Source organism: Pseudomonas sp. RIT409, from assembly GCF_003052515.2.
In the GTDB taxonomy this organism is placed as follows: Bacteria; Pseudomonadota; Gammaproteobacteria; order Pseudomonadales; family Pseudomonadaceae; genus Aquipseudomonas.
This window is the reverse complement of record NZ_QARE02000030.1, coordinates 20,532-45,199: the sequence shown is the minus strand read 5'-3', so window position 1 is coordinate 45,199 and position 24,668 is coordinate 20,532. Positions and strand designations below refer to the sequence as shown.

Genomic DNA, 24,668 nt, shown 5'->3' with positions numbered 1-24,668 from the left:
CGACGGTGCGACCGTACACACCGTAGACGGCACCTGCCAGCACGGAAATCGACGTTTTTCAGATGACGCTCAACCGTTGACCAGCTTCATCCCCACGTCGGTGTAGCGCCCGCCGGCGACCTCGGCCACGGGAAACAGCGCCCTGAGCGCCTCAGCCTCTTCAGCGCTCAGTTTGACCTGCAACGCGGCGATGTTCTCTTCCAGGTATCTGCGCTGCTTGGTGCCCGGAATCGGGATCACATCATCGCCCTGCGCCAATACCCATGCCAGCGCCAGCTGACCGGCCGTGACGCCTTTCTCCGTCGCCAACTGCCGAACCCTTTCCACCAGCAGCAGGTTCTTGGCGAAGTTCTCGCCCTGAAAGCGTGGGCTGCTGCGGCGGTAGTCGTCCGGGGCGAAATCGTCCGGGCTCTTCAGGGCGCCGGTCAGGAACCCACGTCCCAACGGGCTGTAGGGCACGAAGGCAATCCCCAGTCGGCGGCAGGTTTCCAATACGCCATTTTCCTCCGGGTCTCGGCTCCACAGCGAGTATTCGGTTTGCAGCGCAGCAATCGGGTGCACTTTATGCGCCCGTTCCAATGTCGCGGCGGAAGCTTCGCTCAGGCCCAGGTAGCGCACCTTGCCGGCCTTGACCAGGTCAGCCATGGCACCGACGGACTCTTCAATGGCAACCTTCGGATCGATTCGGTGCTGGTAATACAAATCCAGCGTGTCGATGTTCAGACGTTTCAAGGTGCCGTCGATGGCGCGGCGGATGTATTCCGGGCTGCCGTCGACCCCACGCGCGGCGGGATCGCCGGGGGTGCGAACGATGCCGAACTTGCTGGCGATGAACGCTTGATCACGCTTGCCGGCCAAGGCCTTGCCCAGCAGTTCTTCGTTGGTGTGGGGGCCGTACATGTCCGCGGTGTCGAAAAAGGTGACGCCGAGGTCCAGCGCCCGGTGAACGGTCGCGGTCGCTTCCTGGGCGTCGACGCCGGTGGTGTAGAAATCGGTCATGCCCATGCAGCCCAGGCCGACCGCCGACACACGGGGGCCGTTTTTGCCGAGTTGACGCATCTCCATGATGTTTTCCTTTTTTTAAGGGATTCGAGAAAACCGTCTCCCATTCTTGCTCTCGACAAAAATCAGATAAACCGGCTAAAAACGCTTTCACTATTCGTATTTTCTCAATAATGGCCAAAAGGACCGCTGCCCCATGGACCGATTCAATGCCATGCGCGTGTTCACCCGCATTGTCGAACTGGGCGGGTTTGGCAAGGCGGCTGACAGCCTGCACCTGCCGCGTGCGTCGGTCACGGTGTTGATCAAGCAACTGGAGGCACACCTCGGGGTGCAGTTGTTGATGCGCACCACTCGCCAAGTGACACCGACACTCGATGGCCAGGCGTATTACGAACGGTGCGTCGCTCTGCTCAACGACCTGGATGACGCCGAAGCGGAGTTTTCGTCGGTGGCCAAAGCGCCCAGTGGTGTGCTGAGGGTCGACATGCCTTCCGGCTTCGGTCGTCTGATCCTAATGCCCGCGCTGCCTGAGTTCACTCGACGCTACCCTGGCCTGGAAATGGAAGTGGGCATGAGCGACCGGCCCGTCGAATTGATCCGCGACGGTTTCGATTGCGTCATACGCGGAGGGCAGGTGCTGGATCATTCGCTGGTGGCCCGTCCGTTGGTGCGCATGCGTCAGGTTGTGTGCGCCAGCCCCGCGTATCTGGACCGCCACGGCGTACCGCGCACCCTGGCAGACCTGCCGCGCCACCACGTCATCGAGTATTTCTCCACGGTGTCGAACAAGCGTTACGGGTTGGAATTCGTCATCGAGGGCAGGGATCAGGCCCTGAACCTGCCCAAGAGTATCGCCACCAACAGCGCAGACGGCTATCTGGCGGCATGCCTGGCGGGCTATGGCCTGGTGCAGTCGCCTTACTACCATGTCGCCGAGCCGTTGCGCCGGGGCGCGTTGATCGAGGTCTTGGGTGATTACGCACAGCCCCGGTTGTCGTTGACTGCGCTGTACCCGGCACATCGGCAGACGTCGCGACGGGTGAGGGTGTTCGTGGACTGGCTGGTCGAGCTCTGCGCACGGCCTGGCCTGCTCGACAAGCCCCTGCCTGATGAGGCCGACCGATGATAAAAATCCTGCCAGGCGTTAGGTCGGCGCGCGGTTTCGTGCTTAACTTCCGGTCTTGTCGAAAACCGAACCCTGCAACCTCAGAATAAGGACTCAGCTCATGGCTCAAGTGACTCGTAGAGGCGCCCCGGTACAGATCAGCGGCGAGCTGCCAAAAGTCGGCAGCAAGGCACCGGCATTCAAACTGGTGGGCAGCGATCTGTCGGACGTGACCCTGGAAAACTTTGCCGGCAAGCGCAAGGTATTGAACATTTTCCCAAGCGTCGACACCCCGACCTGCGCCACCTCGGTGCGCAAGTTCAACGCCCAGGCCAATGATTTGGACAACGCCGTGGTGTTGTGCATTTCCGCCGACCTGCCGTTCGCCCAGGCGCGTTTCTGTGGCGCCGAAGGCCTGGAGAACGTCAAGAACCTGTCCACCCTGCGCGGCGCCGACTTCATGCAGGCCTATGGCGTTGCGATTGCCGACGGATCGATGGTCGGCCTGACGGCACGCGCTGTCGTGGTGTTGGATGAGAACGATACCGTGCTGCACAGCGAGCTGGTGCCGGAGATTGGCCAGGAGCCGGACTACGAGGCGGCGCTGGCGGTTCTTAAGTAACATCCTCGAGCGCCCGTTGTCCGAACCTTCACGGCAACACTTCGATACATGAAGCGGCCTGATCTGATCAGGCCGTTTTCATTTGTGCTTCAGCACGTTATGGCCTTCTCCCTTAGGTAAATTGCCGGTAAAGGTTCTTTGCTTGGCGGTTCACAATGCTTATTGTTCAGCCTCCTGAAGATGCCCTCCTGCACACTGGTTGACTTATTCATGCAATTGTCTGGTCCTCGTACATCCCGTCGCTGGCTGCTCAGCCTGTTGGTTCTCCTGATCGTTGCGGGCGTTTGCTGGCACTACTGGCCGGGCGCATCCTCCAAAACCGATGCTTCCGCGCAGAAAGCCGAACAAGCGCACAAGAGCAATAGCCGCAGCGCTGCAAACGGCCGCGCGAGCGGTGCACCACGCCCTGGGTTCGGTGGCTCCACCGGGCCGGTCCCGGTGCGAGTGGCCGCCGCCACGACGGGGGACTTTCCGATCTTCTACAAGGCGTTGGGTACCGTCACGGCGATGAACACGATCAATGTGCGCAGCCGGGTGGGAGGGGAGCTGGTCAAGGTCAACTTTCAGGAGGGCCAATGGGTCAAGGCCGGTGATCTGCTGGCGGTGATCGACCCGCGCAGCTACCAGATTGCCTTGCAGCAGGCCGAGGGCACGTTGATGCAGAATCAGGCGCTGCTCAAGAATGCGCAGATCGATGTCCAGCGCTATCGCGACCTGTACAAGGAAGACAGCATCGCCAAGCAGACCCTCGACACCGCGGAATCTCAAGTCGGCCAGTACCTGGGCACGATCAAGACCAACCAGGCGGCGGTGGGTGATGCCAAGCTCAACCTCGACTTCACCCAGATCCGCGCGCCGATTTCCGGGCGTATCGGCCTGCGTCAATTGGATGTCGGCAACCTCGTCGCCGCCAATGACACCACCGCGCTGGCCGTCATCACCCAGACCCGTCCTATCACGGTCAATTTCACCCTGCCGGAGAAGGACCTGGCCGACGTGCTGAGCCATTACCGCAAGGGCGACAAGCTGTTGGTAGAAGCCTGGGACCGTGGAGACACCCGGCTACAAGCCAAGGGCGTGCTGGCGAGCATCGACAACCAGATCGACCTCACCACCGGCACCCTCAAGTTCAAGGCGCGTTTCGATAATGAAGATGAAATGCTCTTTCCCAATCAGTTCGTCAACGCCCGACTGCTGGCCAACACCCTGAAAAATGTCGTCCTGGTGCCCACCGCCGCCGTGCAGTTCGGCGTCAATGGCACGTATGTCTACGTGCTGGAAGGCGACAAGAAGGTGCGCATTCGACCGCTCAAGACCGGTGCCAGCGACGAGACTTCAACCGTGATCACCGAGGGCCTCGCGGCCGGGGACCGCGTGGTGCTGGAAGGTACGGACCGTCTGAAGGACGGCAGCGACGTCGAGGTGGTCAACGACAGCAAGGACGTGCCAAAAACACCGGGCGGACAACTGCAGGGCAAGCCCTCGAAAGAATCCAGTGAATCGGCCACCGCCGAACCGGTGAAAAAAGGCAACGTATGAACCTGTCACGCCTGTTCATCCTGCGGCCGGTCGCCACCACGCTCAGCATGCTGGCGATCGTCCTCGCCGGTCTGATCGCCTACACGCTGCTGCCGGTGTCCGCGTTGCCGCAAGTGGACTACCCGACCATCCGGGTCATGACGCTGTACCCCGGTGCCAGCCCGCAAGTGATGACCAGCGCCGTGACGGCTCCGCTGGAGCGTCAGTTCGGGCAGATGCCGGGCTTGACGCAAATGGCCTCGACCAGCTCGGGCGGCGCCTCGGTGATCACCTTGCGCTTCAGCCTGGACATCAACATGGATGTCGCCGAGCAGGAGGTGCAGGCGGCCATCAATGGCGCGACCAACCTGTTGCCCACTGACCTGCCTGCGCCTCCCACCTACAACAAGGTCAATCCGGCGGACACGCCTGTGCTGACCCTGGCGATCACCTCGAAAACCATGCTGCTGCCCAAGCTCAATGACCTGGTCGACACGCGCATGGCGCAGAAAATCGCACAGATCAGCGGAGTGGGCATGGTCAGCATCGCAGGCGGCCAGCGCCAGGCGGTGCGGATCAAGGTGAACCCTGAAGCGCTGGCGGCCAACGGCTTGAACCTCGAGGACGTGCGAACCCTGGTCAGCGCCTCCAACGTCAACACTCCAAAGGGCAACTTCGATGGGCCGACACGGGTATCGATGCTCGATGCCAATGACCAACTCAAGTCGCCCGAGGAGTACGCCAACCTGATTCTGGCGTATCACAATGGCGGCCCGTTGCGGCTCAAGGACGTGGCGCAAATCGTCGACGGTGCGGAGAACGAACGGCTGGCGGCGTGGGCCAACCAGAACCAGGCCGTGCTGCTGAACATCCAGCGTCAACCGGGCGCGAACGTCATCGACGTGGTGGACCGAATCAAGGCCATGCTGCCTGGCATAACCAGCAACCTGCCCGCCGGGCTGGACGTGGTCGTGTTGACCGATCGCACCCAGACCATCCGTGCATCGGTACGCGACGTGCAGCATGAGCTGTTGATTGCCATCGTTCTGGTGGTATTGGTGACCTTCCTTTTCCTGCGTCGCCTGAGCGCGACCATCATCCCCTCAGTGGCCGTGCCGCTGTCCTTGGTGGGGACCTTCGGCGTGATGTACCTCGCCGGTTTCTCGGTCAATAACCTGACCTTGATGGCAATGACCATCGCCACGGGCTTCGTGGTGGACGATGCCATCGTCATGCTGGAGAACATCTCCCGACACCTGGAGGAGGGCGACTCTCCTCTGCAAGCGGCGCTCAAAGGCGCAAAACAGATCGGCTTCACCCTGATTTCCCTGACCATTTCGCTGATCGCCGTGCTGATTCCCCTTCTGTTCATGGCGGATGTGGTCGGGCGCTTGTTCCGGGAGTTCGCGATTACCCTCGCCGTGGCGATCCTGATCTCGCTGGTGGTCTCGCTGACGCTGACGCCGATGATGTGCGCACGCCTGCTCAAGCGTGAGCCGCAGGCGCATGAGCAGGGCAGGTTCTACCGGGCAAGCGGTGCCTGGATCGATTGGCTGATCGCCGGCTACGGTCGGTGGTTGCAATGGGTATTGAAACACCAGCCGCTGACGCTGCTGATCGCCATCGCCACCCTGGCCGTCACGGTGCTGTTGTACCTGGCGGTCCCGAAAGGCTTTTTCCCGGTGCAGGACACCGGGGTGATCCAGGGCATCTCCGAGGCGCCCCAGGCGGTGTCGTTCGCCGCCATGAGTGAGCGCCAGCAAGCCTTGGCGAAGATCGTGCTGCAAGACCCGGCGGTTGAAAGCCTGTCGTCCTACATCGGCGTCGATGGCGACAACGCCACCCTCAACAGCGGGCGCATGCTGATCAACCTCAAACCCCATGGCCAGCGTGAGGAGACCGCCACGCAGGTGATCCAGCGGCTGCAGCCGGAGGTGGACAGGCTCTCGGATATCCGTCTGTTCATGCAGCCGGTGCAGGACCTGACCATCGAAGACCGCGTGAGCCGTACGCAATACCAGTTCAGCATGTCCTCGCCAGACGCCGAACTGCTGGCGCTGTGGAGCGGCAAGCTGGTCGATGCACTGGCCCAGCGTCCGGAATTGACCGACGTGGCCAGCGACCTTCAGGACAAAGGCCTGCAGGTGTACCTGAACATCGACCGCGATGCGGCCAGCCGGCTGGGGGTCAACGTCTCGGCGATCACCGACGCGCTGTACGACGCGTTCGGGCAACGGCAGATTTCCACGATCTATACCCAGGCCAGCCAATACCGGGTGGTCCTCCAGGCAGCGGCCAGCAGTGAACTGGGGCCTCAGGCGCTGGAGCAGATTTACGTCAAGACCACCGATGGCGGTCAAGTCAAGCTGTCGAGCCTGGCGCACATCGAGCAACGCCAGGCGCAGTTGGCCATCGCCCACATCGGTCAATTCCCGGCCGTGATGATGTCGTTCAACCTGGCGCCCGGGGTGGCGCTGGGGCAGGCGGTGGACGTCATCGAGCAGGTGCAGAAGGACATTGGCATGCCGGTGGGTGTGCAGACGCAGTTCCAGGGAGCGGCCGAGGCGTTCCAGGCGTCGTTGTCCAGCACCCTGCTGCTGATCCTGGCGGCGGTGGTGACGATGTACATCGTACTGGGCGTGCTGTACGAGAGTTACATTCATCCCATCACGATTCTTTCCACCCTCCCATCGGCGGCCATCGGCGCCTTGCTGGCGTTGATTCTGAGCGGTAACGACCTGGGTATGATCGCCATCATCGGCATCATTCTGCTGATCGGCATCGTCAAGAAAAACGCCATCATGATGATCGACTTCGCCCTCGACGCCGAGCGCAACCGCGGTGTCGACCCGCAGACGGCGATTTACGAAGCGGCGCTGCTGCGCTTCCGGCCGATTCTGATGACCACGCTGGCGGCGCTGTTCGGCGCCATCCCGCTGATGTTCGCCACGGGTTCGGGCGCTGAATTGCGCCAGCCACTGGGCCTGGTCATGGTCGGCGGCCTGCTGGTCAGCCAGGTGCTGACCTTGTTCACCACGCCGGTCATCTACCTGTATTTCGATCGTCTGGGGCGCCGGTTACGCGGTTCTCGCGGGTCAGAGGTGGCTGCATGACCGGGTTTTTCGGGGCAGGGGTGGGCCGCATCGAGCGCAGAGGCAGTGCGGTATTTTTCTGTGGCTTGCCGCTTGAAAGACGGACCTCCGCGCCTGGCGTGACCGGGAGCAGTGCCCCATGAATCTGTCGGCACCTTTCATTCGCCGGCCCGTGGCAACCCTGCTGCTGAGCCTGGCGATCATGCTGCTGGGCGGCGTGAGCTTCGGCTTGCTGCCGGTGGCACCGCTGCCGAACATGGACTTTCCGGTGATCGTGGTCAGTGCGTCGCTACCCGGCGCCAGCCCGGAAATCATGGCGTCCAGCGTGGCCACGCCACTGGAGCGTTCGCTGGGGACGATCGCCGGGGTCAACACCATGAGCAGCCGGTCGAGCCAGGGCAGCACGCGGATCATCCTGCAGTTCGATCTGGACCGCGACATCAACGGGGCAGCACGGGAAGTGCAGGCGGCGATCAATGCGTCGCGTAGCCTGCTGCCGAGCGGGATGCGCAGCATGCCGACCTACAAGAAGGTCAACCCCTCGCAAGCGCCGATCATGGTGCTGTCGCTGACCTCGGACGTGCTGGAAAAGGGCCAACTCTACGACATGGCCTCGACCATCCTGTCCCAGAGCCTGTCACAGGTTCAGGGTGTGGGTGAGGTGCAGATTGGCGGCAGCTCGCTGCCTGCGGTGCGCGTCGAGCTGGAACCTAAGCTGCTGGATCAGTACGGCGTGTCGCTGGACGAAGTGCGCACGACGATTTCCGGTTCCAATGTGCGACGGCCCAAGGGCTTCGTGGAAACGGACGCCCACAACTGGCAGGTGCAGGCCAACGATCAGTTGGAAAAGGCCAAGGATTACGAACCGCTGATCATCCATTACGCCAATGGCGCAGCACTGCGACTCAAGGACGTCGCGAAGGTCAAGGATTCGGTCGAGGACCGCTACAACAGCGGCTTCTTCAATGACAAGGCCGCCGTGTTGCTGGTGATCAACCGCCAGGCCGGGGCCAATATCATCGAGACGGTCGCGGCCATCAAAGCCCAATTGCCAGCGTTGCAGGCGGTGCTGCCCGCCAGCGTCAAACTGGACCTGGCGATGGACCGGTCGCCGGTGATCAAAGCCACGCTGCACGAGGCCGAAATGACCCTGCTGATCGCGGTGGTGCTGGTCATCATCGTGGTCTTCCTGTTTCTCGGTAGCTTCCGGGCGTCGCTGATCCCGACCCTCGCCGTGCCCGTGTCGCTCGTGGGCACCTTCGCCGTCATGTACCTCTACGGTTTTTCCCTGAACAACCTGTCGCTGATGGCCTTGATTCTCGCCACCGGCCTGGTGGTGGACGACGCCATCGTGGTGCTGGAAAACATCTCCCGGCACATCGATGAGGGCGTGCCCCCGCTGCAGGCGGCTTACCTCGGCTCGAAGGAGGTCGGGTTCACCCTGTTGTCGATGAACGTGTCGCTGGTGGCGGTGTTCTTGTCGATCCTGTTCATGGGCGGGCTGGTGGAAAGCCTGTTTCGCGAGTTTTCCATCACCTTGTCGGTGTCGATCGTGGTGTCGCTCATCGTCTCGCTGACCTTGACCCCCATGCTCTGCGCACGTTGGCTGCGCCCCCATGTGCCCGGGTCCGAGAACCGGCTGCAACGCTGGAGCCAGCGGGTCAACGACCGCATGGTGGCCGGCTACGACCGCAGTCTGGGCTGGGTGCTGCGTCATCGCCGCCTCACATTGCTGTCCCTGGTGGCGACCATCGGGGTGAACATCGCGCTGTACGTAGTCGTGCCGAAAACCTTCCTGCCGCAGCAGGACACCGGCCAGTTGATGGGCTTCGTACGGGGTGACGACGGGCTCTCGTTCTCGGTCATGCAGCCGAAGATGGACGTGTTCCGCAACGCGATCCTCAAGGACCCGGCGGTGGAAAGCGTCGCGGGATTCATTGGTGGAAACGGCGGCACCGGCAACGCCTTCATCATCGTCCGCCTCAAGCCTATCGCCGAACGCAAGATAGGCGCCGAGCAAGTGGTCGAGCGTCTGCGCAAGGAGATGCCGCCGGTGCCGGGCGGGCGCCTGTTCCTGCAACCGGATCAGGACCTGCAATTGGGGGGCGGACGTGAACAGACCACCTCGCAGTATCAATACATCCTGCAAAGCGGCGATCTGGAAAGCCTGCGCGCCTGGTACCCGAAAGTCGTGGAGGCGTTGAAGTCGCTCAAGGAACTGACCGCGATCGACGCCCGGGACGGTGGGGGGACCCAACAGGTGACGCTGGTCGTCGACCGGGATGCCGCCAAGCGCCTGGGTATCGACATGAACATGGTCACCACGGTGTTGAACAACGCGTACAGCCAACGTCAGGTCTCCACCATCTACGATCCGCTGAACCAGTATCAGGTGGTGATGGAGGTGAACCCGAAATACGCCCAGGACCCGGTCACCCTCCAGCAGGTGCAGGTCATTACCGCTGACGGCGCGCGGGTGCCGTTGTCCACCATCGCGCATTACGAGCGCAGCCTGGAAGATGACCGCGTCAGCCACGATGGGCAGTTCGCGTCGGAGAATATCTCGTTCGATCTGGCCGAAGGCGTGGACCTGGATCAGGCCTCGGCGGCCATCGAGCGTGCCGTGGCGGCGGTCGGGTTGCCGGAAGACGTGATCGCCAAGATGGCAGGGACCGCCGACGCTTTCGCCGCCACCCAGAAGAGCCAGCCCTTCATGATCCTCGGTGCGCTGGTGGCGGTGTATCTGGTGCTCGGCATCCTTTATGAAAGCTACATTCATCCGCTGACGATTCTGTCGACCCTGCCATCGGCTGGCGTCGGTGCGTTGCTGAGCATCTACCTCACCGGCGGTCAGTTCAGCCTGATATCCCTGCTGGGCCTGTTCCTGCTGATCGGCGTGGTGAAAAAGAACGCCATCCTGATGATCGACCTGGCGCTGCAACTGGAACGTGGCAGCGGCATGACCCCGGTGGAGTCGATTCGCAATGCCTGTCTGCAACGGCTTCGTCCGATTCTGATGACCACACTGGCCGCCATTCTTGGCGCCGTCCCGTTGTTGCTCAGCAGTGCGGAAGGGGCTGAAATGCGCCGTCCGCTGGGCCTGACCATCATTGGCGGGCTGGTGCTCAGCCAGATCCTCACGCTGTACACCACGCCCGTGGTTTACCTCTACCTCGACCGTCTGCGCCACCGCTTCAATGCCTGGCGCGGGGTGCAGACGGATGCCGCACTGGAAACACCGCTATGAACGACACCCTGAACGCAGCCGTCCCGCCTGACACCTCTTCGTTTCGACGGACGTTCAGCGTCGCGCTCTGCGCGTTGCTGCTCAGCGCCTGCGCGGTCGGCCCCGACTACAGAAAGCCGGACGTCACCACTCCCGCTCACTTCAAGCAGGCCGAGGGCTGGACCCAGGCCAACCCGAGCGATGCCATGGCTCGCGGGGCCTGGTGGGAGCTCTATGGCGATGCACAACTCAATGGGCTGGTCGAAGCGCTGAATCGCTCCAACCAGACGGTCGCTCAATACGAAGCGCAATATCGCCAGGCACAAGCGTTGGTGAAGAGTGCGCGGGGTGCGTTCTTTCCGACGCTCGATCTAAGTGCCAGCAAGAACCGATCGAGCCAGGGGACCGGCAGCAGCAACTCCAGCCTGAGCAGCTCCAGCAGCGGGATTCGCGACACGTACAACGCGCAGTTGGGCGTGAGCTGGGAGGCCGATGTCTGGGGCAAGCTGCGCCGTGGGCTGGAAGCCGACAAGGCCAGCGCCCAGGCCAGCCTGGCGGACCTGGCGTCGATGCGGCTGAGTCTGCAGTCGCAACTGGTGCAGAACTACCTGCAACTGCGGGTCATCGATGAGCAGAAGCGTTTGCTGGAGGCTACGGTTGCGGCCTATGAGCGCTCCCTCACAATGACCCAGAATCAGTACCGGGCGGGTATTTCCGGGCAGGATGCGGTCGCCCAGGCGCAGACTCAGCTCAAGAGCACCCAGGCCGACTTGATCGATCTGGCCTGGCAGCGGGCTCAGTATGAGAACGCCATCGCGGTATTGATGGGGCAGGCGCCAGCCGATTTCTCGCTGGCACCCACCACGATGCTCCCGGTGCTGCCGCAGGTGCCTGCTCAATTGCCCTCGCAGTTACTGGAGCGCCGGCCGGACATCGCAGCGGCCGAGCGCTCGGTCATGGCTGCCAACGCCAACATCGGTGTGGCCAAGGCCGCGTATTACCCCGATTTCACCCTGAGCATGAACGGCGGCTACAGCAGCAGCACCTACAGCAACTGGCTGACATTGCCGAACCGTTTCTGGTCGGTCGGGCCGCAACTGGCCCTGACACTGTTTGACGGTGGCCAGCGCAGCGCCGAAGTCGACCGGACCGAGGCGGTTTACGACCAGACGGTCGCGCAGTACCGCCAGACCGTCCTCGACGGCTTCCGGGAGGTGGAGGATTACATGGCGCAACTGCGTACTTACGAACAAGAGGCGACGGTGCGGACCGAAGCGCTGACGGCAGCCCGCAATTCGCTGCGTTTGACGACGAACCAGTACAAGGCGGGGTTGATCGGCTACCTCGATGTCGTGAACGTGCAGACCACGGCCCTGAGCAACGAGCGGAGTGTGTTGACGCTGTTGCAGAGCAGGCTGGTCGCCAGCGTTCAACTGATTGCAGCGCTCGGCGGCGGGTGGAGCGCCGACAGCGGTCTGTCGCTCGATTCGGAGCTTTCCCGGCGCTAGGCAGGCTTAAAATGGCGCAATGCCATTATTTCGTCGGAACGACGCGACATTCTTGCGGATTTCAGTAGAATCGCCCACCGAATTCGTTGGGCTGCGAAGCCTGGGTCATTGAGTCATGAGTCGCGCGCCATGCTGATTGGACACTACACGCTGTCGCTGGTCCTGGTTTCCATCATGGTGGCGATTCTGGCGTCCTACACGGCGCTCGACCTGGCGGGGCGTATCGCAAGTGCCAAAGGCCGGGCGATGATGCTGTGGATCGGTGGCGGCGCGCTGTCCCTGGGCATTGGCATCTGGTCCATGCATTTCATTGGCATGCTGGCCTTCAGACTGTCGATCGACCTGGGTTTCGATGTGGCGCTGACACTCCTTTCGCTGCTGGTGTCGGTGCTCTCTTCGGGTTTCGCGTTATGGCTGGTCAGTCATCGTCACGTCCCGCTGCTGCACATTCTGCTCGGCGCACTCGCCATGGGCTTCGCAATTGTCGGCATGCACTACACCGGGATGGCGGCAGCCAATTTCCCGGAAGGCAGTTTCTGCGGCGCTGCGGCTGACGGCCTGCGGACCGACGGCCTCGACAAACTGGTGCTGGTGACCAGTCTAGCGGTGCTGACCATTACCTTGCTGACGTCGGTGCTGGATGCGCGGCTCGAAGCCCGCACCGCGAAACTGGCCCGATCCCTGAGCGACGCCAACCGCGAGCTGACGCAACTGGCGCTGCATGACACCCTCACGGGCTTGCCGAATCGCATTCTTCTGGCCGACCGCATCGAACAAGCCATGCGCAAGGTCGATTCGCAAGGGGGCCTGTTCGCCTTGATGTTCATGGACCTGGACGGCTTCAAGCCGGTCAATGACGCTTTCGGTCATCACGTCGGGGATCAACTGTTGCGGAACGTGGCGGCGCGCATGCGGGAGAATATCCATCGCCATGACACCCTGGCCCGGATCGGCGGAGACGAGTTCGTCCTGCTGGTCGAATTGGGGGAGATCGATGACGCCACTACCGTCGCCTCGCGACAGGTCGCGCTGGTGAGCAAGCCGTTCACGGTGCAGGACCATGACCTGCAGGTGACCGTCAGCATCGGTATCAGCCTGTACCCCGGGAATGGCCGCACGCAGCAGGAACTGCTGATGAATGCGGACGCGGCGATGTACCACGCCAAGAGCGCTGGCAAGAACGGCTACAGCTTCTTCGATGCATCGATGAACACCAACGCCCGTAACCAACTGCAGTTGTTGCAGGATTTGCGCGCCGGCGTGCGTGACCGGCAGTTCTGCCTGCACTATCAGCCCAAGTTCGCCGCCGACTCGGGCAAGGCGATCGGCGCCGAGGCGTTGGTGCGCTGGAATCATCCGGATCAGGGTTTGCTCATGCCGGACAAATTCATCGGTCTGGCGGAGAAGACCGGCTTGATCATCCCGCTGGGCGAGTGGGTGCTCGACGAAGCCTGTCGGCAGATGCGGGTCTGGTACGACGCCGGCTACACCCACTGGCGGATCGCGGTGAACCTGTCGGCCTTGCAGTTCGGCCACGCGGGGTTGGTGGCGGCAGTGGCGCATGCGCTGTCGACGCACGGCCTGTCGGCCAACTGCCTGACCCTGGAAATCACCGAAACCACTGCGATGCACGACGCCGACAGCAGCATGATGGTCTTGCAGCAACTGGCGGACATGGGGGTGGACCTGTCCATCGACGATTTCGGCACCGGTTATTCCAGCCTGATGTATCTCAAGCGGTTGCCCGCCAATGAGCTGAAAATCGACCGGGGCTTCGTCCGCGACCTGGAGCGCGACAGCGACGATGCCGCCATCGTTTCGGCCATCGTGGCGCTTGGCCGGGCGTTGAACCTGAGGATCGTCGCCGAAGGCGTCGAGACCGCCAGCCAACGAAGCTTCCTGACCCAATTGGGGTGCCATTCGCTGCAAGGCTATCTGCTGGGGCATCCATTGCCAGCGGACCGGTTCATGACGGATATTAGCGCGGCACAGAAACGCGTATCCGAAAACACACTTTGACGTTTCACGCTTTGCATAACAGGGGTTCCTGTCGCGTACCGGCCAGCGCAGTCGGTCGCACGGTGGACCTGAAAAGATTGAGCATTGATTCGGACATCCCATGGATAAAAACCTCCTCATAACGGGCGGCTCCAGAGGTATTGGTGCGGCCACGGCAGTTTTGGCGGCGTCACACGGTTACCGCGTTTGCATCAACTACCTTTCGGATCACGAGGCGGCCGAGCGGGTTTGCGCGCAGATTCGCGAAGCGGGCGGGCATGCCATCGCCGTCCAGGCCGATGTCAGTAACGAAGACGAAATCATCCGCCTGTTCTCACGCGTGGACGCCGAGCTGGGGCGTATCGACGCGCTCGTCAACAACGCTGCCACCCTCGGCGAGCAGTCACGGGTCGAGAGCATGTCGGAATTCCGCCTGCTCAAGATCATGATGAGCAACGTGGTCGGCCCGATGCTGTGCAGCAAGCATGCCCTGCTGCGCATGCTGCCTCGCCATGGCGGCCACGGCGGTAGCATCGTCAACGTGTCTTCGGTCGCAGCGCGCTTGGGTTCGCCTGGCGAATACGTCGACTACGCCGCGTCGAAAGGCGCTTTGGACACTTTTACGGTCGGCCTGGCCCAGGAAGTGGCGGGCGAGGGGGTGAGGGTCAATGCGGTCCGCCCCGGTTACATCTTCACTGACCTGCATGCGCTGAGCGGCGACCCGCAGCGGGTCAGCAAACTCGAACCGACGATTCCCATGGGCCGAGGCGGCCTGGCTGACGAAGTGGCCGAAGCGATTCTGTGGCTGCTCTCCGACAAGGCGTCGTATTCGACCGGCACCTTCATTGACCTGGGCGGCGGCCGCTGAAGCGCTTCGATGGCTAGGCATGACCCTTGGCGCGCTTGAACGGCGAGCCGGGTCATTCCCTCGGCGTCATCGAGCGAATGACTTTGCCCAGTGTCTCCATTGCCCGTTCTGACGTTTCGCTCCACGGCGTGCCGTAGTTCAGGCGTATGCAGTTCTGAAACCGCCGGGTCGGCGAGAACAGGGGGCCCGGCGCAATGCTGATGCCTTGCGCCAAGGCGATATGGAATACCTTCAATGAGTCGACCTGTTCCGGCAATTCCAGCCACAGGAAGTACCCCCCTGACGGCTGACTAACTCGAGTCTGCGGCGGGAAATAACGGGCCACCGCACCGAGCATCGCGCGCAACTGGTCTTCCAGAGCGTGGCGCAGCTTGCGCAGATGCCGGTCGTAGCCCCCGTGCTGCAGGTAATCGGCAATCGCCGCCTGGGCTGGCATCGACGCGCACAGGGAGGTCATGAGCTTCAAGCGCTCGACTTTCTGCGCATACCGCCCAGCGGCGACCCAGCCCACGCGATAACCGGGGGCCAGGCTTTTGGCGAACGAGCCGCAATGCAGCACCAACCCCTCGGTGTCGAAGGCTTTCGCTGGCTTGGGCGCGTTCTGGCCGTAATAGAGTTCGGCGTAGACGTCGTCTTCGATGAGCGGCACTTCATGCCGACGCAGCAGTTCGACCAGCGCTTTTTTACGCGGCTCCGGCACGCTGGCGCCCGTCGGGTTCTGAAAGCTGGTCATGCTCCAGCACGCCTTGATCGGGTGACGTTCAAGGGTTTGCTCCAGCACGTCCAGATCGATGCCCGTGTGGGGATGCACCGGGATTTCCACCGCTTTGAGTTTCAAGCGCTCCAGCACCTGCAGACAGGCATAGAAAGCCGGGGCTTCGATGGCCACCAGGTCGCCTGGCTCGGTAACTGCTTGCAGGCACAGGTTGAGGGCTTCGAGGGCGCCATTGGTGATGAGCAACTCCTCCATGGGCAACATCTGTCCGGCGACCATGTAGCGCAAGGCAATCTGCCGACGCAGCACCGGGTTGCCGGGTGAGAGATCGCTGACCACCATGCTGGGGTCCATGTCCCGCGTGGCGCTGGCCAACGACCTGGCCAGCCGTTGCAAAGGAAACAACCCGGCACTGGGAAAGGCCGAGCCGAACGGCACGGTGTTGGGGTCCTTGATCGATTCGAGCACCGAGAAGACCAGTTCACTGACGTCGACCTCGGTCGACTCTGCGACGCGTGATGAGGCCAGGTCATCGGCCGCGAGGGGCGTGACGTCGAAGCGTTGGCCCGCGAAGGTTGGGTTGATCAGGCTGTCATTGACGAAATACCCGGAGCGCGGCCTGGCGCGGATCAGCCCTCGACGCTCCAGCAGGTAGTAGGCCTGGAACACCGTCGAGGGGCTGATGCCGTGCGTCTGGCTGGCATAGCGCACCGAAGGTACCCGCTGCCCGGCGGCCAGCACGCCCGAGCGGATCAGCTCGGCAATGTCGTCGGCAAACTTTTCGTAACGTTTCATGGCGCGCTCGCGGATGGCCGGTGCAGGGCAGGGGAGAGACTTCTCAGCCGCGGACTATGCGCTTGGATGAGGTTCCAGTACAGGATCAGTTTTTTCAATAAACAGCAGATCAGATGCTGCCGAGATCCCTCATCCTCCCAGCTTTCCGGGCCATCGATGCCGACGGAACGGGAGATCGCATCAGACGAACGTCACCTTGATGCACTGAACCTGAAACCTTTTGTACGGTCTGTTGACCACGCTTTCTTTACCGTATGGGGCCCATCCACCCGGCCTTTCTTTTATTTTTTGTCGAAGAATCTCCATGTCATCATCGCCTTTTCATTCTGTTTCCGCTTCGCCTTCCCCCTCGACGCCGAGCGTCACACGCCGCTTGCTTCGCGCCAGTCTGCTGGGAAGCATGCTTTTCACCGCGCTGACCCCCCAGGCTCAGGCCGAGGGTAAAGAGCGTTGGGTCAGTGACACCTTGAGCACCTATGTTCGCAGCGGTCCTACCGATGGCTATCGCATCGTCGGCACTTTGAAGTCCGGGCAGAAGGTCGAACTGCTCAACACCCAGGGCGACTACAGCCAAGTGCGCGGCAGCTCCGGTGACAGCGTGTGGATCCCCTCGAGCGATTTGCAGGACGTTCCCGGGCAGGCTGAACGTCTGCCGCAACTGACGCAGCAGGTGGCGGATCTCAGCGGTCAGTTGAAAACCATCGACGACGACTGGAAGACCAAGGTCCAGGGTATGCAGGAAACCCTCGACTCGCGCAAGAAGCTGGTCGATGAACTGGAGGCCCGCACCAAAGACCTCAACGCGCAACTGACCGACGCGCAGTCGGAATTGCGCGCGACCCAGGCCAAGCTGGGCGATGAAAACAACCAAGTGCTGATGCGCTACATGGTCTACGGCGGCAGCATCGCTGGCGCGGGGCTGCTCGTCGGCCTGATCCTTCCTGCGCTGACCCGGGGACGTAAGCGCAACGACCGCTGGTTCTGAGGTTAACGGACGGGGTCGTGCCGGAAATCGCCGTGCCGGGCTCGGCGATTCAATCCCGGAAGAACACTTGCACCAAGTGATAGCCGAATTTGCTCTTGACCGGGCCATGGACGGTCCGTAACGGCTTCTTGAAGATGATCTGGTCGATCACGGGCACCATCTGCCCCGGCCGCACTTCGCCCAGGTCGCCGCCGCGCTTGCCGGACGGGCAGGTGGAGTGTTTTTTCGCCAACACGTCGAATGCCTCGCCTTGCGCGATGCGCTGCTTGAGCCGTTCAGCCTCTTCGGCGGTTTTGACCAGGATGTGGCGGGCTTGAGCTTTCATGATGAAATGGCCTCGATAAAAAGCCGCGCATTATGCCCTTGCGGGACGATTTCAGGTACTTTCCCTGCACTTGATCTGATAAACCTTAGCCGAACGACGGTAACGGTCGATGGTCGCAGCTAGGAGAGGTGCCTGACAGGCACTCGGCGTCGACCTGCAGTCTTCTCAACCTCTATGTGCGGTGTGCCCTATGGATTTCCCGGCGTTGTTAAAGGTGCTTGCCACCCAGGACGGATCGGACCTTTATCTCTCTACCGGCGCGCCCCCCTGCGCCAAGTTCAATGGCGTGCTCAAACCGCTGGGCACCGAAGCTTTCAAGCCCGGCGACGTGGCACACATTGCCGACGCGATCATGGACGCCGAACAACGTCAGGATTTCGAGCGGGAGCTGGAAATGAACCTGGCCTTCTCGCTGTCGGGCGTCGGGCGTTTTCGGATCAACATCTTCAAGCAACGAAACGAAGTGTCCATCGTCGCGCGGAATATCAAACTCGACATTCCGAAATTCGAAGACTTGCACCTGCCGCCGGTGCTGCTCGATGTGGTCATGGAAAAGCACGGCCTGGTCTTGTTCGTCGGCGCTACCGGGTCGGGCAAGTCCACCTCGCTGGCCGCCTTGATCGACCATCGCAACCGCCATGCCAGCGGCCACATCATCACCATCGAAGACCCCGTGGAATTCATCCACAAGCACAAGAAGTCGCTCATCAACCAACGTGAGGTCGGGGTCGACACCCGCAGCTTCCATGCGGCGCTGAAAAACACGCTGCGCCAGGCCCCGGACGTGATCCTCATCGGCGAAATCCGTGATCGGGAAACCATGGAGCACGCCTTGGCCTTCGCGGATACGGGCCACCTGGCGATTTCGACCCTGCATGCCAACAACGCCAATCAGGCGCTGGATCGCATTATCAATTTCTTCCCCGAGGAGCGTCGCCCGCAATTGCTGCACGACCTGGGCAATAACTTGAAGGCCTTTGTGTCGCAACGTCTGGTGAAAACCAAGGACGGCAAGCGCAGGGCTGCCGTGGAGGTCATGTTGGGCACGCCGACCATTCGCGATCTGATTCACCGCAACGAGCTCACCGAACTCAAAGGCATCATGGAAAAATCCACCAACCTGGGGATGCAGACATTCGATAACGCGCTGTACGACCTGGCGGTGGAAGGGGCGATCAGCGAGGAGGAAGCGCTGAAAAATGCCGACTCAGCCAACAACGTACGCTTGCGTTTGAAGCTGCACAACGAAAACGGTGCGGCCATCACCAGCGCCCCCACGCCGCCGCAGCCTGCTGCGCAGGTGAGCGTCGAAGACTGGGGGCTGGTGGACGAGCGGGACGAGCCGGGGAGCTGAATCCTCGGCAGCCGTGTGGGGTGGCTGAAGCGGGCGGTCAGCGTGCCAGCCATCCGCCATCGATGTTCCATGCCGCGCCACGGACTTGCGCACCGGCCTCGCTGCACAAAAACAGCGTCAGCTCGCCCAATTGACTTGGGGTCACGAAATCCAGAGAAGGCTGCTTTTCGGCGAGCAGGTCATGCTTGGCCTGCTCGGCATTCCCGGTTTGCGCGGCCCGGTCATCGATCTGTTTCTGAACCAGGGGCGTCAGCACCCAGCCGGGGCAGATGGCGTTGCAGGTGATCGGGCTGGTCGCTGTTTCCAGACCGACCACCTTGGTCAGGCCGATGACGCCGTGCTTGGCGGCGACGTACGCGGCCTTGCCGGTGGACCCCACCAGCCCATGTACCGAGGCGATGTTGACGATCCGCCCCCAGCCCTTGGTCCGCATGCCCGGCAGGCACAGGCGGGTGCTGTGGAAAACCGAAGACAGGTTGATGGCGATGATCTTGTCCCAGGTGTCCACGGGGAAGTCTTCGACCGCATCGACGTGTTGAATGCCGGCATTGTTCACCAAAATATCCACCCCCCCGAAGGTGCGCTCGGCGTAGGCGATCATGTCGGCGATTTGCGCCACGTCGCTGACATCCGCGGGATGATGGCCGACTTTGCCGCCGTACTGCTTGACCTCTTCGACCACTGCCGATGCATCGCCGAAGCCGTTCAGCACCAGGTTGGCGCCTGCCTTGGCCAGCGTCAGGGCGATGCCCAGGCCAATGCCGCTGGTGGAGCCGGTGACCAGTGCGGTTTTGCCTTGCAGACTCATGTTCGATTCCTCATACGATGCCAGTTGCGTAGAACGTCGCAATCACCACGAAGACCGCCAGGGTCTTGATGATCGTGATGCCGAAAATGTCTTTGTACGCCTCGCGGTGGGTCAGGCCGGTGACCGCGAGCAGGGTGATTACCGCACCGTTGTGAGGCAGGGTGTCCATGCCGCCGCTGGCCATGGCGGCCACTCGATGCAGCACGTCCAGTGGAATATTGGCGGCGTGGGCGGCGGCGATGAAGCTGTCGGACATGGCCGCCAGGGCGATACTCATCCCACCGGAGGCCGAGCCCGTGATGCCCGCCAGCAGGGTGACGGTGATCGCTTCGTTGACCAGCGGGTTGGGGATGGATTTCAGCCAGTCCGCCAGCACCAGAAAGCCTGGCAGCGATGCAATGACGGCACCGAAGCCGTATTCGGAGGCGGTGTTCATGGCCGCCAGCAGCGCGCCGCTGACGGCACCCTTGCTGCCTTCGGCGAGTTTCGACTTCACCGCGCTGAAAGCAAATATCAGCACGAAGACGATGCCCACCAGCAACGCCGCCTCTACCGCCCAGATGGCTGTGATCTTGGCGATGTCGGTGGTGACTGGCGTCGCCATTCCCGGCAGTGCCAGCGCATGGGTCTTGCCGTACCACTGCGGAATCCACTGGGTGAACAGCAGATTCATCACGCCCACCAGCAACAGAGGCGCCAGCGCGATCCAAGGGTTGGGCAAGCGAATATCTTCAGGGGTGTCAGGCTCGTTACGCAATTCGGTGCCATAGCCTTCTCCAGCGCGCTGGGCCTTGTTGCGCTGGCGTTGGAGAAACAGCATGCCTGCGCAGAACACGAACGCCGTGCCGATGAGCCCCAGCCAAGGCGCGGCCCACGCGGTGGTGTTGAAAAAAGTGGAGGGAATGATGTTCTGAATCTGTGGCGTGCCCGGCACCGCGTCCATGGTGAAGGAAAACGCGCCCAGCGCGATCGTGGCCGGTATCAGTCGTTTCGGGATATCGCTCTGGCGGAACATCTCCGCCGCGAACGGGTAAACGGCGAACACCACGACAAATAACGAAACTCCGCCGTAGGTCAGCAGGGCGCACACCAATACGATGACCAGCATGGCCTGGCGGGTTCCGAGCACCTTGATCGCAGCGGCAACAATGGACCGGGAAAACCCTGAGAGCTCAATCAGCTTGCCGAACACAGCGCCCAGCAGAAACACCGGGAAGTACAGTTTGACGAAGCCCACCATCTTGTCCATGAACACGCCGGTGAAGGCTGGGGCTACAGCGGAAGGATCCGTGAGCAGCACGGCGCCAAGCGCAGCAAGCGGGGCAAAGAGGATGACGCTGTAACCCCGGTAGGCAGCCAGCATCAGCAGCGCGAGGGCTGCCAGGGCGATGATCACACTCATCGAGTGTCTCCTGTTGTTTTTGTTATGGATGCGGTCGAGCCGCGTGAGTGCGTCATAGCTATTTCTGTGCCATCAGGCCAACACACTGATTTGTAAGGGAAAATCTGATTAGCCGGGAAAAATACCGAAGGGCTTTGTCTCGATTTTGAGACGCTGCCCCGGCACGCGGCGGGATTGGGTGACCTTGGTAGCAGGTGGAGGGGCTTGAAAAGGCCGAAGGGCCGGGCATAAAGGGGCAAGTCATCGCGCTGTCTACAAAAGGAGACAGGTCATCCCACTAATGAGATTCGGCGATTCCCAGGGCTGACATTTTCTTGTAGAGGGTAGAGCGGCCCAGCCCGAGCTGGCGGGCTGCGAGTACCACGTTGCCTTGGCATTCGGCCAGCTTGGCCTGAATCAACTCACGGTCGAACCGCTCGCGGGCTTCACTGTACGTTTCGTTCGGCACGGCAGCCACATGAGCCGTTGGCATGGAGGGCTGAGGCGGAATGAGGGTACCAATCGCAGCGCGTATGTCTGCGACCGTCAGGTGCGAGTGTTCACTGAGCAAGGCGGCTCGCTCCAGCACGTTGCGCAGCTCTCGAATGTTCCCTGGCCAACAGTGTTGAGCAAGGGTATCCAACGCCTCCTGCGTGAGTTCGTGTTGGCTGCGCAGCTCTTCCAGGATCACTTCGGTCAGGGCCGGCAAATCGTCCAGCCGTTCGCGCAGCGGCGGGACTTCGATGGGCAGGACATTGAGGCGGTAGTACAGATCGGCGCGAAACTCGCCGCGCTTGATTGCCGCTTGAAGGTCCGTGGAGGTCGCGGCGATCAATCGCACATCGCTTTTAATCATTTCGTTGGAGCCGACAGGTTCGTATTCCTTCTCCTGCAGGACCCTCAGCAGTTTGCTCTGCAGTGGCAACGGCATGTCGCCGATTTCATCGAGGAACAGGGTTCCGCCTTCGGCCAGAAAAAGCTTGCCCTGCCGGCCCCGTCGGTCGGCCCCGGTGAACGCGCCAGGCGCGGTTCCGAAGAACTCGGCTTCGAGCAGGGTCTCCGGAATGGCGGCACTGTTGACGCTGACGAAGGGCTTGTGGGCGCGGGGGGAGGTGTTGTGAATGGCATGGGCGAGCAATTCCTTGCCCGTACCGGTTTCCCCCAGCAGCAGGACGGGCGATTCGGCACTGGCACTGCGGCGGGCGCGACGCTTGACCTCCAGGCTCGCGGCGCTGGTGCCGATGAAGTGCGCAAAGCTGTACTTGGCTTGACGGGCCCGCAGCAACGAGCGAGTGGAGGCCAGTTCCTGCTGCATGCTCAGGTAGCGTTTGAGCAGCGGCGACAACGCGTGCAATTCATCGAACAGGGCAAAACCAATGGCGCCGATCACCCCGCCAACGTCGTCGTGGATCGGCAGGCGCATGACCACCAGCGGGTCCTTGGCGGTGTCCATCATGTCCAGCAGAATCGGCTGCCCATTGGTGGCCACCTGCCGCAGCAAGCTGCCGGGAATCACTTTTTCACATGGCTGGCCCACCGCACGGCTGGCGTCCTCGAGGCCGAAGCGCCTGGCGTAGCGTTCGTTGATCCAGACAATCCGCGCCTCTTTGTCGACGATGACCGTGCCTTCGCTGGACTGCTCGATGATTTCGAACAGCGAACGGATCGCCAGTCGACGCACGCGGCGGTAGTCCTTCAGGCTGTCACTGTCTTTCATGCACTGTTCCGATGTCTCCATCTCGGCATCTGGCCGCACAGACTGCTGTTAGGTGCTGCTCTCAGTTGAAGCCTGGGTGTGCCGCCGCCAGCAACTCCCGCGTGTAGGGGTGCTGGGGTGCGTCGAACACGTCATGGCTGGCGCCCCGCTCGACCACCTTGCCATCCTTGACCACGATCAGGTCATGGGCCAACGCCCTGACCACGGCCAGATCGTGGCTGATGAACAGGTACGTCAGGCCGTGTTTTTCCTGCAACTGGCGCAACAAGGCCACGACCTGTTTCTGCACGGTGCGGTCCAGCGCAGACGTGGGTTCGTCGAGCAGAATCAAGGCAGGTTTGAGCACAAGGGCACGGGCGATGGCGATGCGTTGCCGCTGCCCGCCGGAAAATTCATGGGGATAGCGGTGCCGACTCAGGGGGTCGATCCCGACTTCCTCCAGCACGCGAACGACTTCGGCCTCACAACACACCTTGTCCAGTTCACTGTGCACCTCCAGTCCCTCGCTGATGATCTGCGCCACCGACATGCGCGGGCTGAGACTGCCATAAGGGTCCTGAAACACCACCTGCATCTGCTTGCGCCACGGGCGCATTTGCTTGGGATTGAGGTGGTCCAGTGCATGACCCTTGAACCGAATACTGCCACGGGATTCCAGCAAGCGCAGGATGGCCTGACCAAGTGTCGATTTTCCAGAGCCCGATTCGCCGACGATACCGAGGGTCTTGCCCCGCTCGATGCTCAGGCTGATGTCGTCCACCGCCTTGAGGTATTCGACATGGCGATTGAAAATGCCGCTGCCCAGGGAAAACCAGACCCGCAGGTTGTCCACTTCAAGGACCTTTTCCCGCGTGTCGCGTGGCAAGGGTTCGCCTGCCGGTTCAGCGTCCAGCAGCAGACGGCTATAAGGATGCTGCGGGTTTTTGAACAGGCTCTGGCAGTTCGACTGCTCGACGATTTCTCCCGCGCGCATCACACAGACTTTCTGGGCGATGCTATGCACCAGATTGAGATCGTGACTGATCAGCAACAGGGACATGTTCAGGCGTTGCTGCAGGGCCTTGAGCAGCAGAAGGATTTTGCGCTGGACCGTGACGTCCAGCGCGGTGGTGGGCTCGTCGGCGATCAACAATTCGGGCTCGCAGGCCAGGGCCATGGCGATCATCACCCTCTGGCGCTGCCCGCCCGACAATTCGTGGGGGTAGGCTTTCAAACGCTTTGCCGGGTGCTGAATACCGACCATCTCCAGCAGTTCGAGAATGCGTGCCTGCGCTGCCTTGCCGCTCAGCCCTTTGTGCAGCAGCAGGGTTTCACCGATCTGCTTTGCCACCGTATGCAAGGGGTTGAGCGAGGTCATCGGCTCCTGAAAGATCATGCCGATCTGGTTGCCCCGGATCTGGCGCAGCAACTTGCCGTCGGCTCCCAGCAATTCCTGCCCGCGGTAACGAATGCTGCCTGTGCTGACCGTCCCGGTCTGGGGCAGCAGTTGCAGGATCGAATGGGCAGTGACCGATTTACCCGAGCCCGATTCGCCGACCAACGCGAGGCACTGCCCGGCGGGGATGTCCAGGCTCAGGTGTTTGACGACCGTATTGCCGTTGAACGAGACCGACAGATCACGGATTTCAATCAGGTTTTCAGTCATG

General features: G+C 61.8%; 17 protein-coding genes. 10 read left to right on the top strand and 7 right to left on the bottom strand.

Annotation, left to right across the window (positions count from 1 at the left end; all coding sequences use genetic code 11):
• Window positions 1-69: 69 nt before the first annotated feature.
• A complete protein-coding gene (locus DBP26_RS24975) occupies window positions 70-1,065 on the bottom strand; it encodes an aldo/keto reductase (protein ID WP_108240259.1) in 996 nt (331 codons plus the stop codon).
• A 133-nt stretch (window positions 1,066-1,198) separates the two neighbouring features.
• On the opposite strand from DBP26_RS24975, the gene DBP26_RS24970 reads away from it, so the two are divergent.
• The 8 genes from DBP26_RS24970 to DBP26_RS24935 all read left to right on the top strand — a co-directional run bounded on the left by DBP26_RS24970 (window position 1,199) and on the right by DBP26_RS24935 (window position 14,942).
• The gene (locus DBP26_RS24970; RefSeq protein WP_108240258.1) at window positions 1,199-2,131 is read left to right on the top strand and encodes a LysR family transcriptional regulator; all 933 of its coding nucleotides are present in this window, start codon (window positions 1,199-1,201) and stop codon (window positions 2,129-2,131) included.
• A gap of 100 nt (window positions 2,132-2,231) precedes the next feature.
• Complete coding sequence (gene tpx, locus DBP26_RS24965) at window positions 2,232-2,732, top strand: thiol peroxidase (protein WP_108240257.1); 501 nt, start codon at window positions 2,232-2,234, stop codon at window positions 2,730-2,732.
• Between the two features lie 210 nt (window positions 2,733-2,942).
• Window positions 2,943-4,271, top strand: coding sequence for an MdtA/MuxA family multidrug efflux RND transporter periplasmic adaptor subunit (locus DBP26_RS24960; RefSeq protein WP_177411134.1), 1,329 nt, complete (start codon window positions 2,943-2,945; stop codon window positions 4,269-4,271).
• Window positions 4,268-7,363: an MdtB/MuxB family multidrug efflux RND transporter permease subunit gene (locus DBP26_RS24955; RefSeq protein ID WP_108240256.1), complete on the top strand. Its 3,096-nt coding sequence runs from the start codon at window positions 4,268-4,270 to the stop codon at window positions 7,361-7,363. Before DBP26_RS24960 ends, DBP26_RS24955 begins: the two co-directional genes overlap by 4 nt.
• A gap of 118 nt (window positions 7,364-7,481) precedes the next feature.
• On the top strand, window positions 7,482-10,589 hold the full coding sequence (locus tag DBP26_RS24950) for an efflux RND transporter permease subunit (RefSeq protein WP_108240255.1): 3,108 nt from the start codon (window positions 7,482-7,484) through the stop codon (window positions 10,587-10,589).
• Entirely contained in the window at window positions 10,586-12,076 is a 1,491-nt protein-coding gene (locus DBP26_RS24945) for an efflux transporter outer membrane subunit (protein WP_108240254.1), read from the top strand. Before DBP26_RS24950 ends, DBP26_RS24945 begins: the two co-directional genes overlap by 4 nt.
• A gap of 129 nt (window positions 12,077-12,205) precedes the next feature.
• Window positions 12,206-14,095 carry an EAL domain-containing protein gene (locus DBP26_RS24940; protein WP_108240253.1) on the top strand — a complete coding sequence of 630 codons (1,890 nt, stop codon included), beginning with the start codon at window positions 12,206-12,208 and terminating at the stop codon, window positions 14,093-14,095.
• Window positions 14,096-14,195: 100 nt separating this feature from the next.
• Window positions 14,196-14,942, top strand: coding sequence for an SDR family oxidoreductase (locus DBP26_RS24935; RefSeq protein ID WP_108240252.1), 747 nt, complete (start codon window positions 14,196-14,198; stop codon window positions 14,940-14,942).
• A 52-nt stretch (window positions 14,943-14,994) separates the two neighbouring features.
• Here the strand turns inward: DBP26_RS24935 and mapR are convergent, their stop codons facing one another.
• Window positions 14,995-16,452 (bottom strand): GntR family transcriptional regulator MpaR, encoded by a 1,458-nt coding sequence (mapR, locus tag DBP26_RS24930; protein ID WP_108240251.1) that lies wholly within the window; start codon window positions 16,450-16,452, stop codon window positions 14,995-14,997.
• A gap of 400 nt (window positions 16,453-16,852) precedes the next feature.
• On the opposite strand from mapR, the gene DBP26_RS24925 reads away from it, so the two are divergent.
• Window positions 16,853-17,437 (top strand): TIGR04211 family SH3 domain-containing protein, encoded by a 585-nt coding sequence (locus DBP26_RS24925; protein ID WP_256602026.1) that lies wholly within the window; start codon window positions 16,853-16,855, stop codon window positions 17,435-17,437.
• A 49-nt stretch (window positions 17,438-17,486) separates the two neighbouring features.
• Here the strand turns inward: DBP26_RS24925 and DBP26_RS24920 are convergent, their stop codons facing one another.
• Window positions 17,487-17,762, bottom strand: coding sequence for a peptidylprolyl isomerase (locus DBP26_RS24920; protein WP_108240249.1), 276 nt, complete (start codon window positions 17,760-17,762; stop codon window positions 17,487-17,489).
• Window positions 17,763-17,952: 190 nt separating this feature from the next.
• On the opposite strand from DBP26_RS24920, the gene DBP26_RS24915 reads away from it, so the two are divergent.
• Window positions 17,953-19,116, top strand: coding sequence for a PilT/PilU family type 4a pilus ATPase (locus tag DBP26_RS24915; protein ID WP_108240248.1), 1,164 nt, complete (start codon window positions 17,953-17,955; stop codon window positions 19,114-19,116).
• Window positions 19,117-19,153: 37 nt separating this feature from the next.
• On the opposite strand, the gene DBP26_RS24910 is transcribed toward DBP26_RS24915, so the two are convergent.
• The 4 genes from DBP26_RS24910 to DBP26_RS24895 form a co-directional block, all read right to left on the bottom strand.
• Entirely contained in the window at window positions 19,154-19,924 is a 771-nt protein-coding gene (locus tag DBP26_RS24910) for a 3-hydroxybutyrate dehydrogenase (protein ID WP_108240247.1), read from the bottom strand.
• 10 nt (window positions 19,925-19,934) lie between these two features.
• On the bottom strand, window positions 19,935-21,326 hold the full coding sequence (locus DBP26_RS24905) for a GntP family permease (RefSeq protein WP_108240246.1): 1,392 nt from the start codon (window positions 21,324-21,326) through the stop codon (window positions 19,935-19,937).
• Window positions 21,327-21,603: 277 nt separating this feature from the next.
• The gene (locus tag DBP26_RS24900; RefSeq protein WP_108240245.1) at window positions 21,604-23,022 is read right to left on the bottom strand and encodes a sigma 54-interacting transcriptional regulator; all 1,419 of its coding nucleotides are present in this window, start codon (window positions 23,020-23,022) and stop codon (window positions 21,604-21,606) included.
• A gap of 61 nt (window positions 23,023-23,083) precedes the next feature.
• Window positions 23,084-24,667 carry an ABC transporter ATP-binding protein gene (locus DBP26_RS24895; protein WP_108240244.1) on the bottom strand — a complete coding sequence of 528 codons (1,584 nt, stop codon included), beginning with the start codon at window positions 24,665-24,667 and terminating at the stop codon, window positions 23,084-23,086.
• Window position 24,668 lies beyond the last annotated feature (1 nt).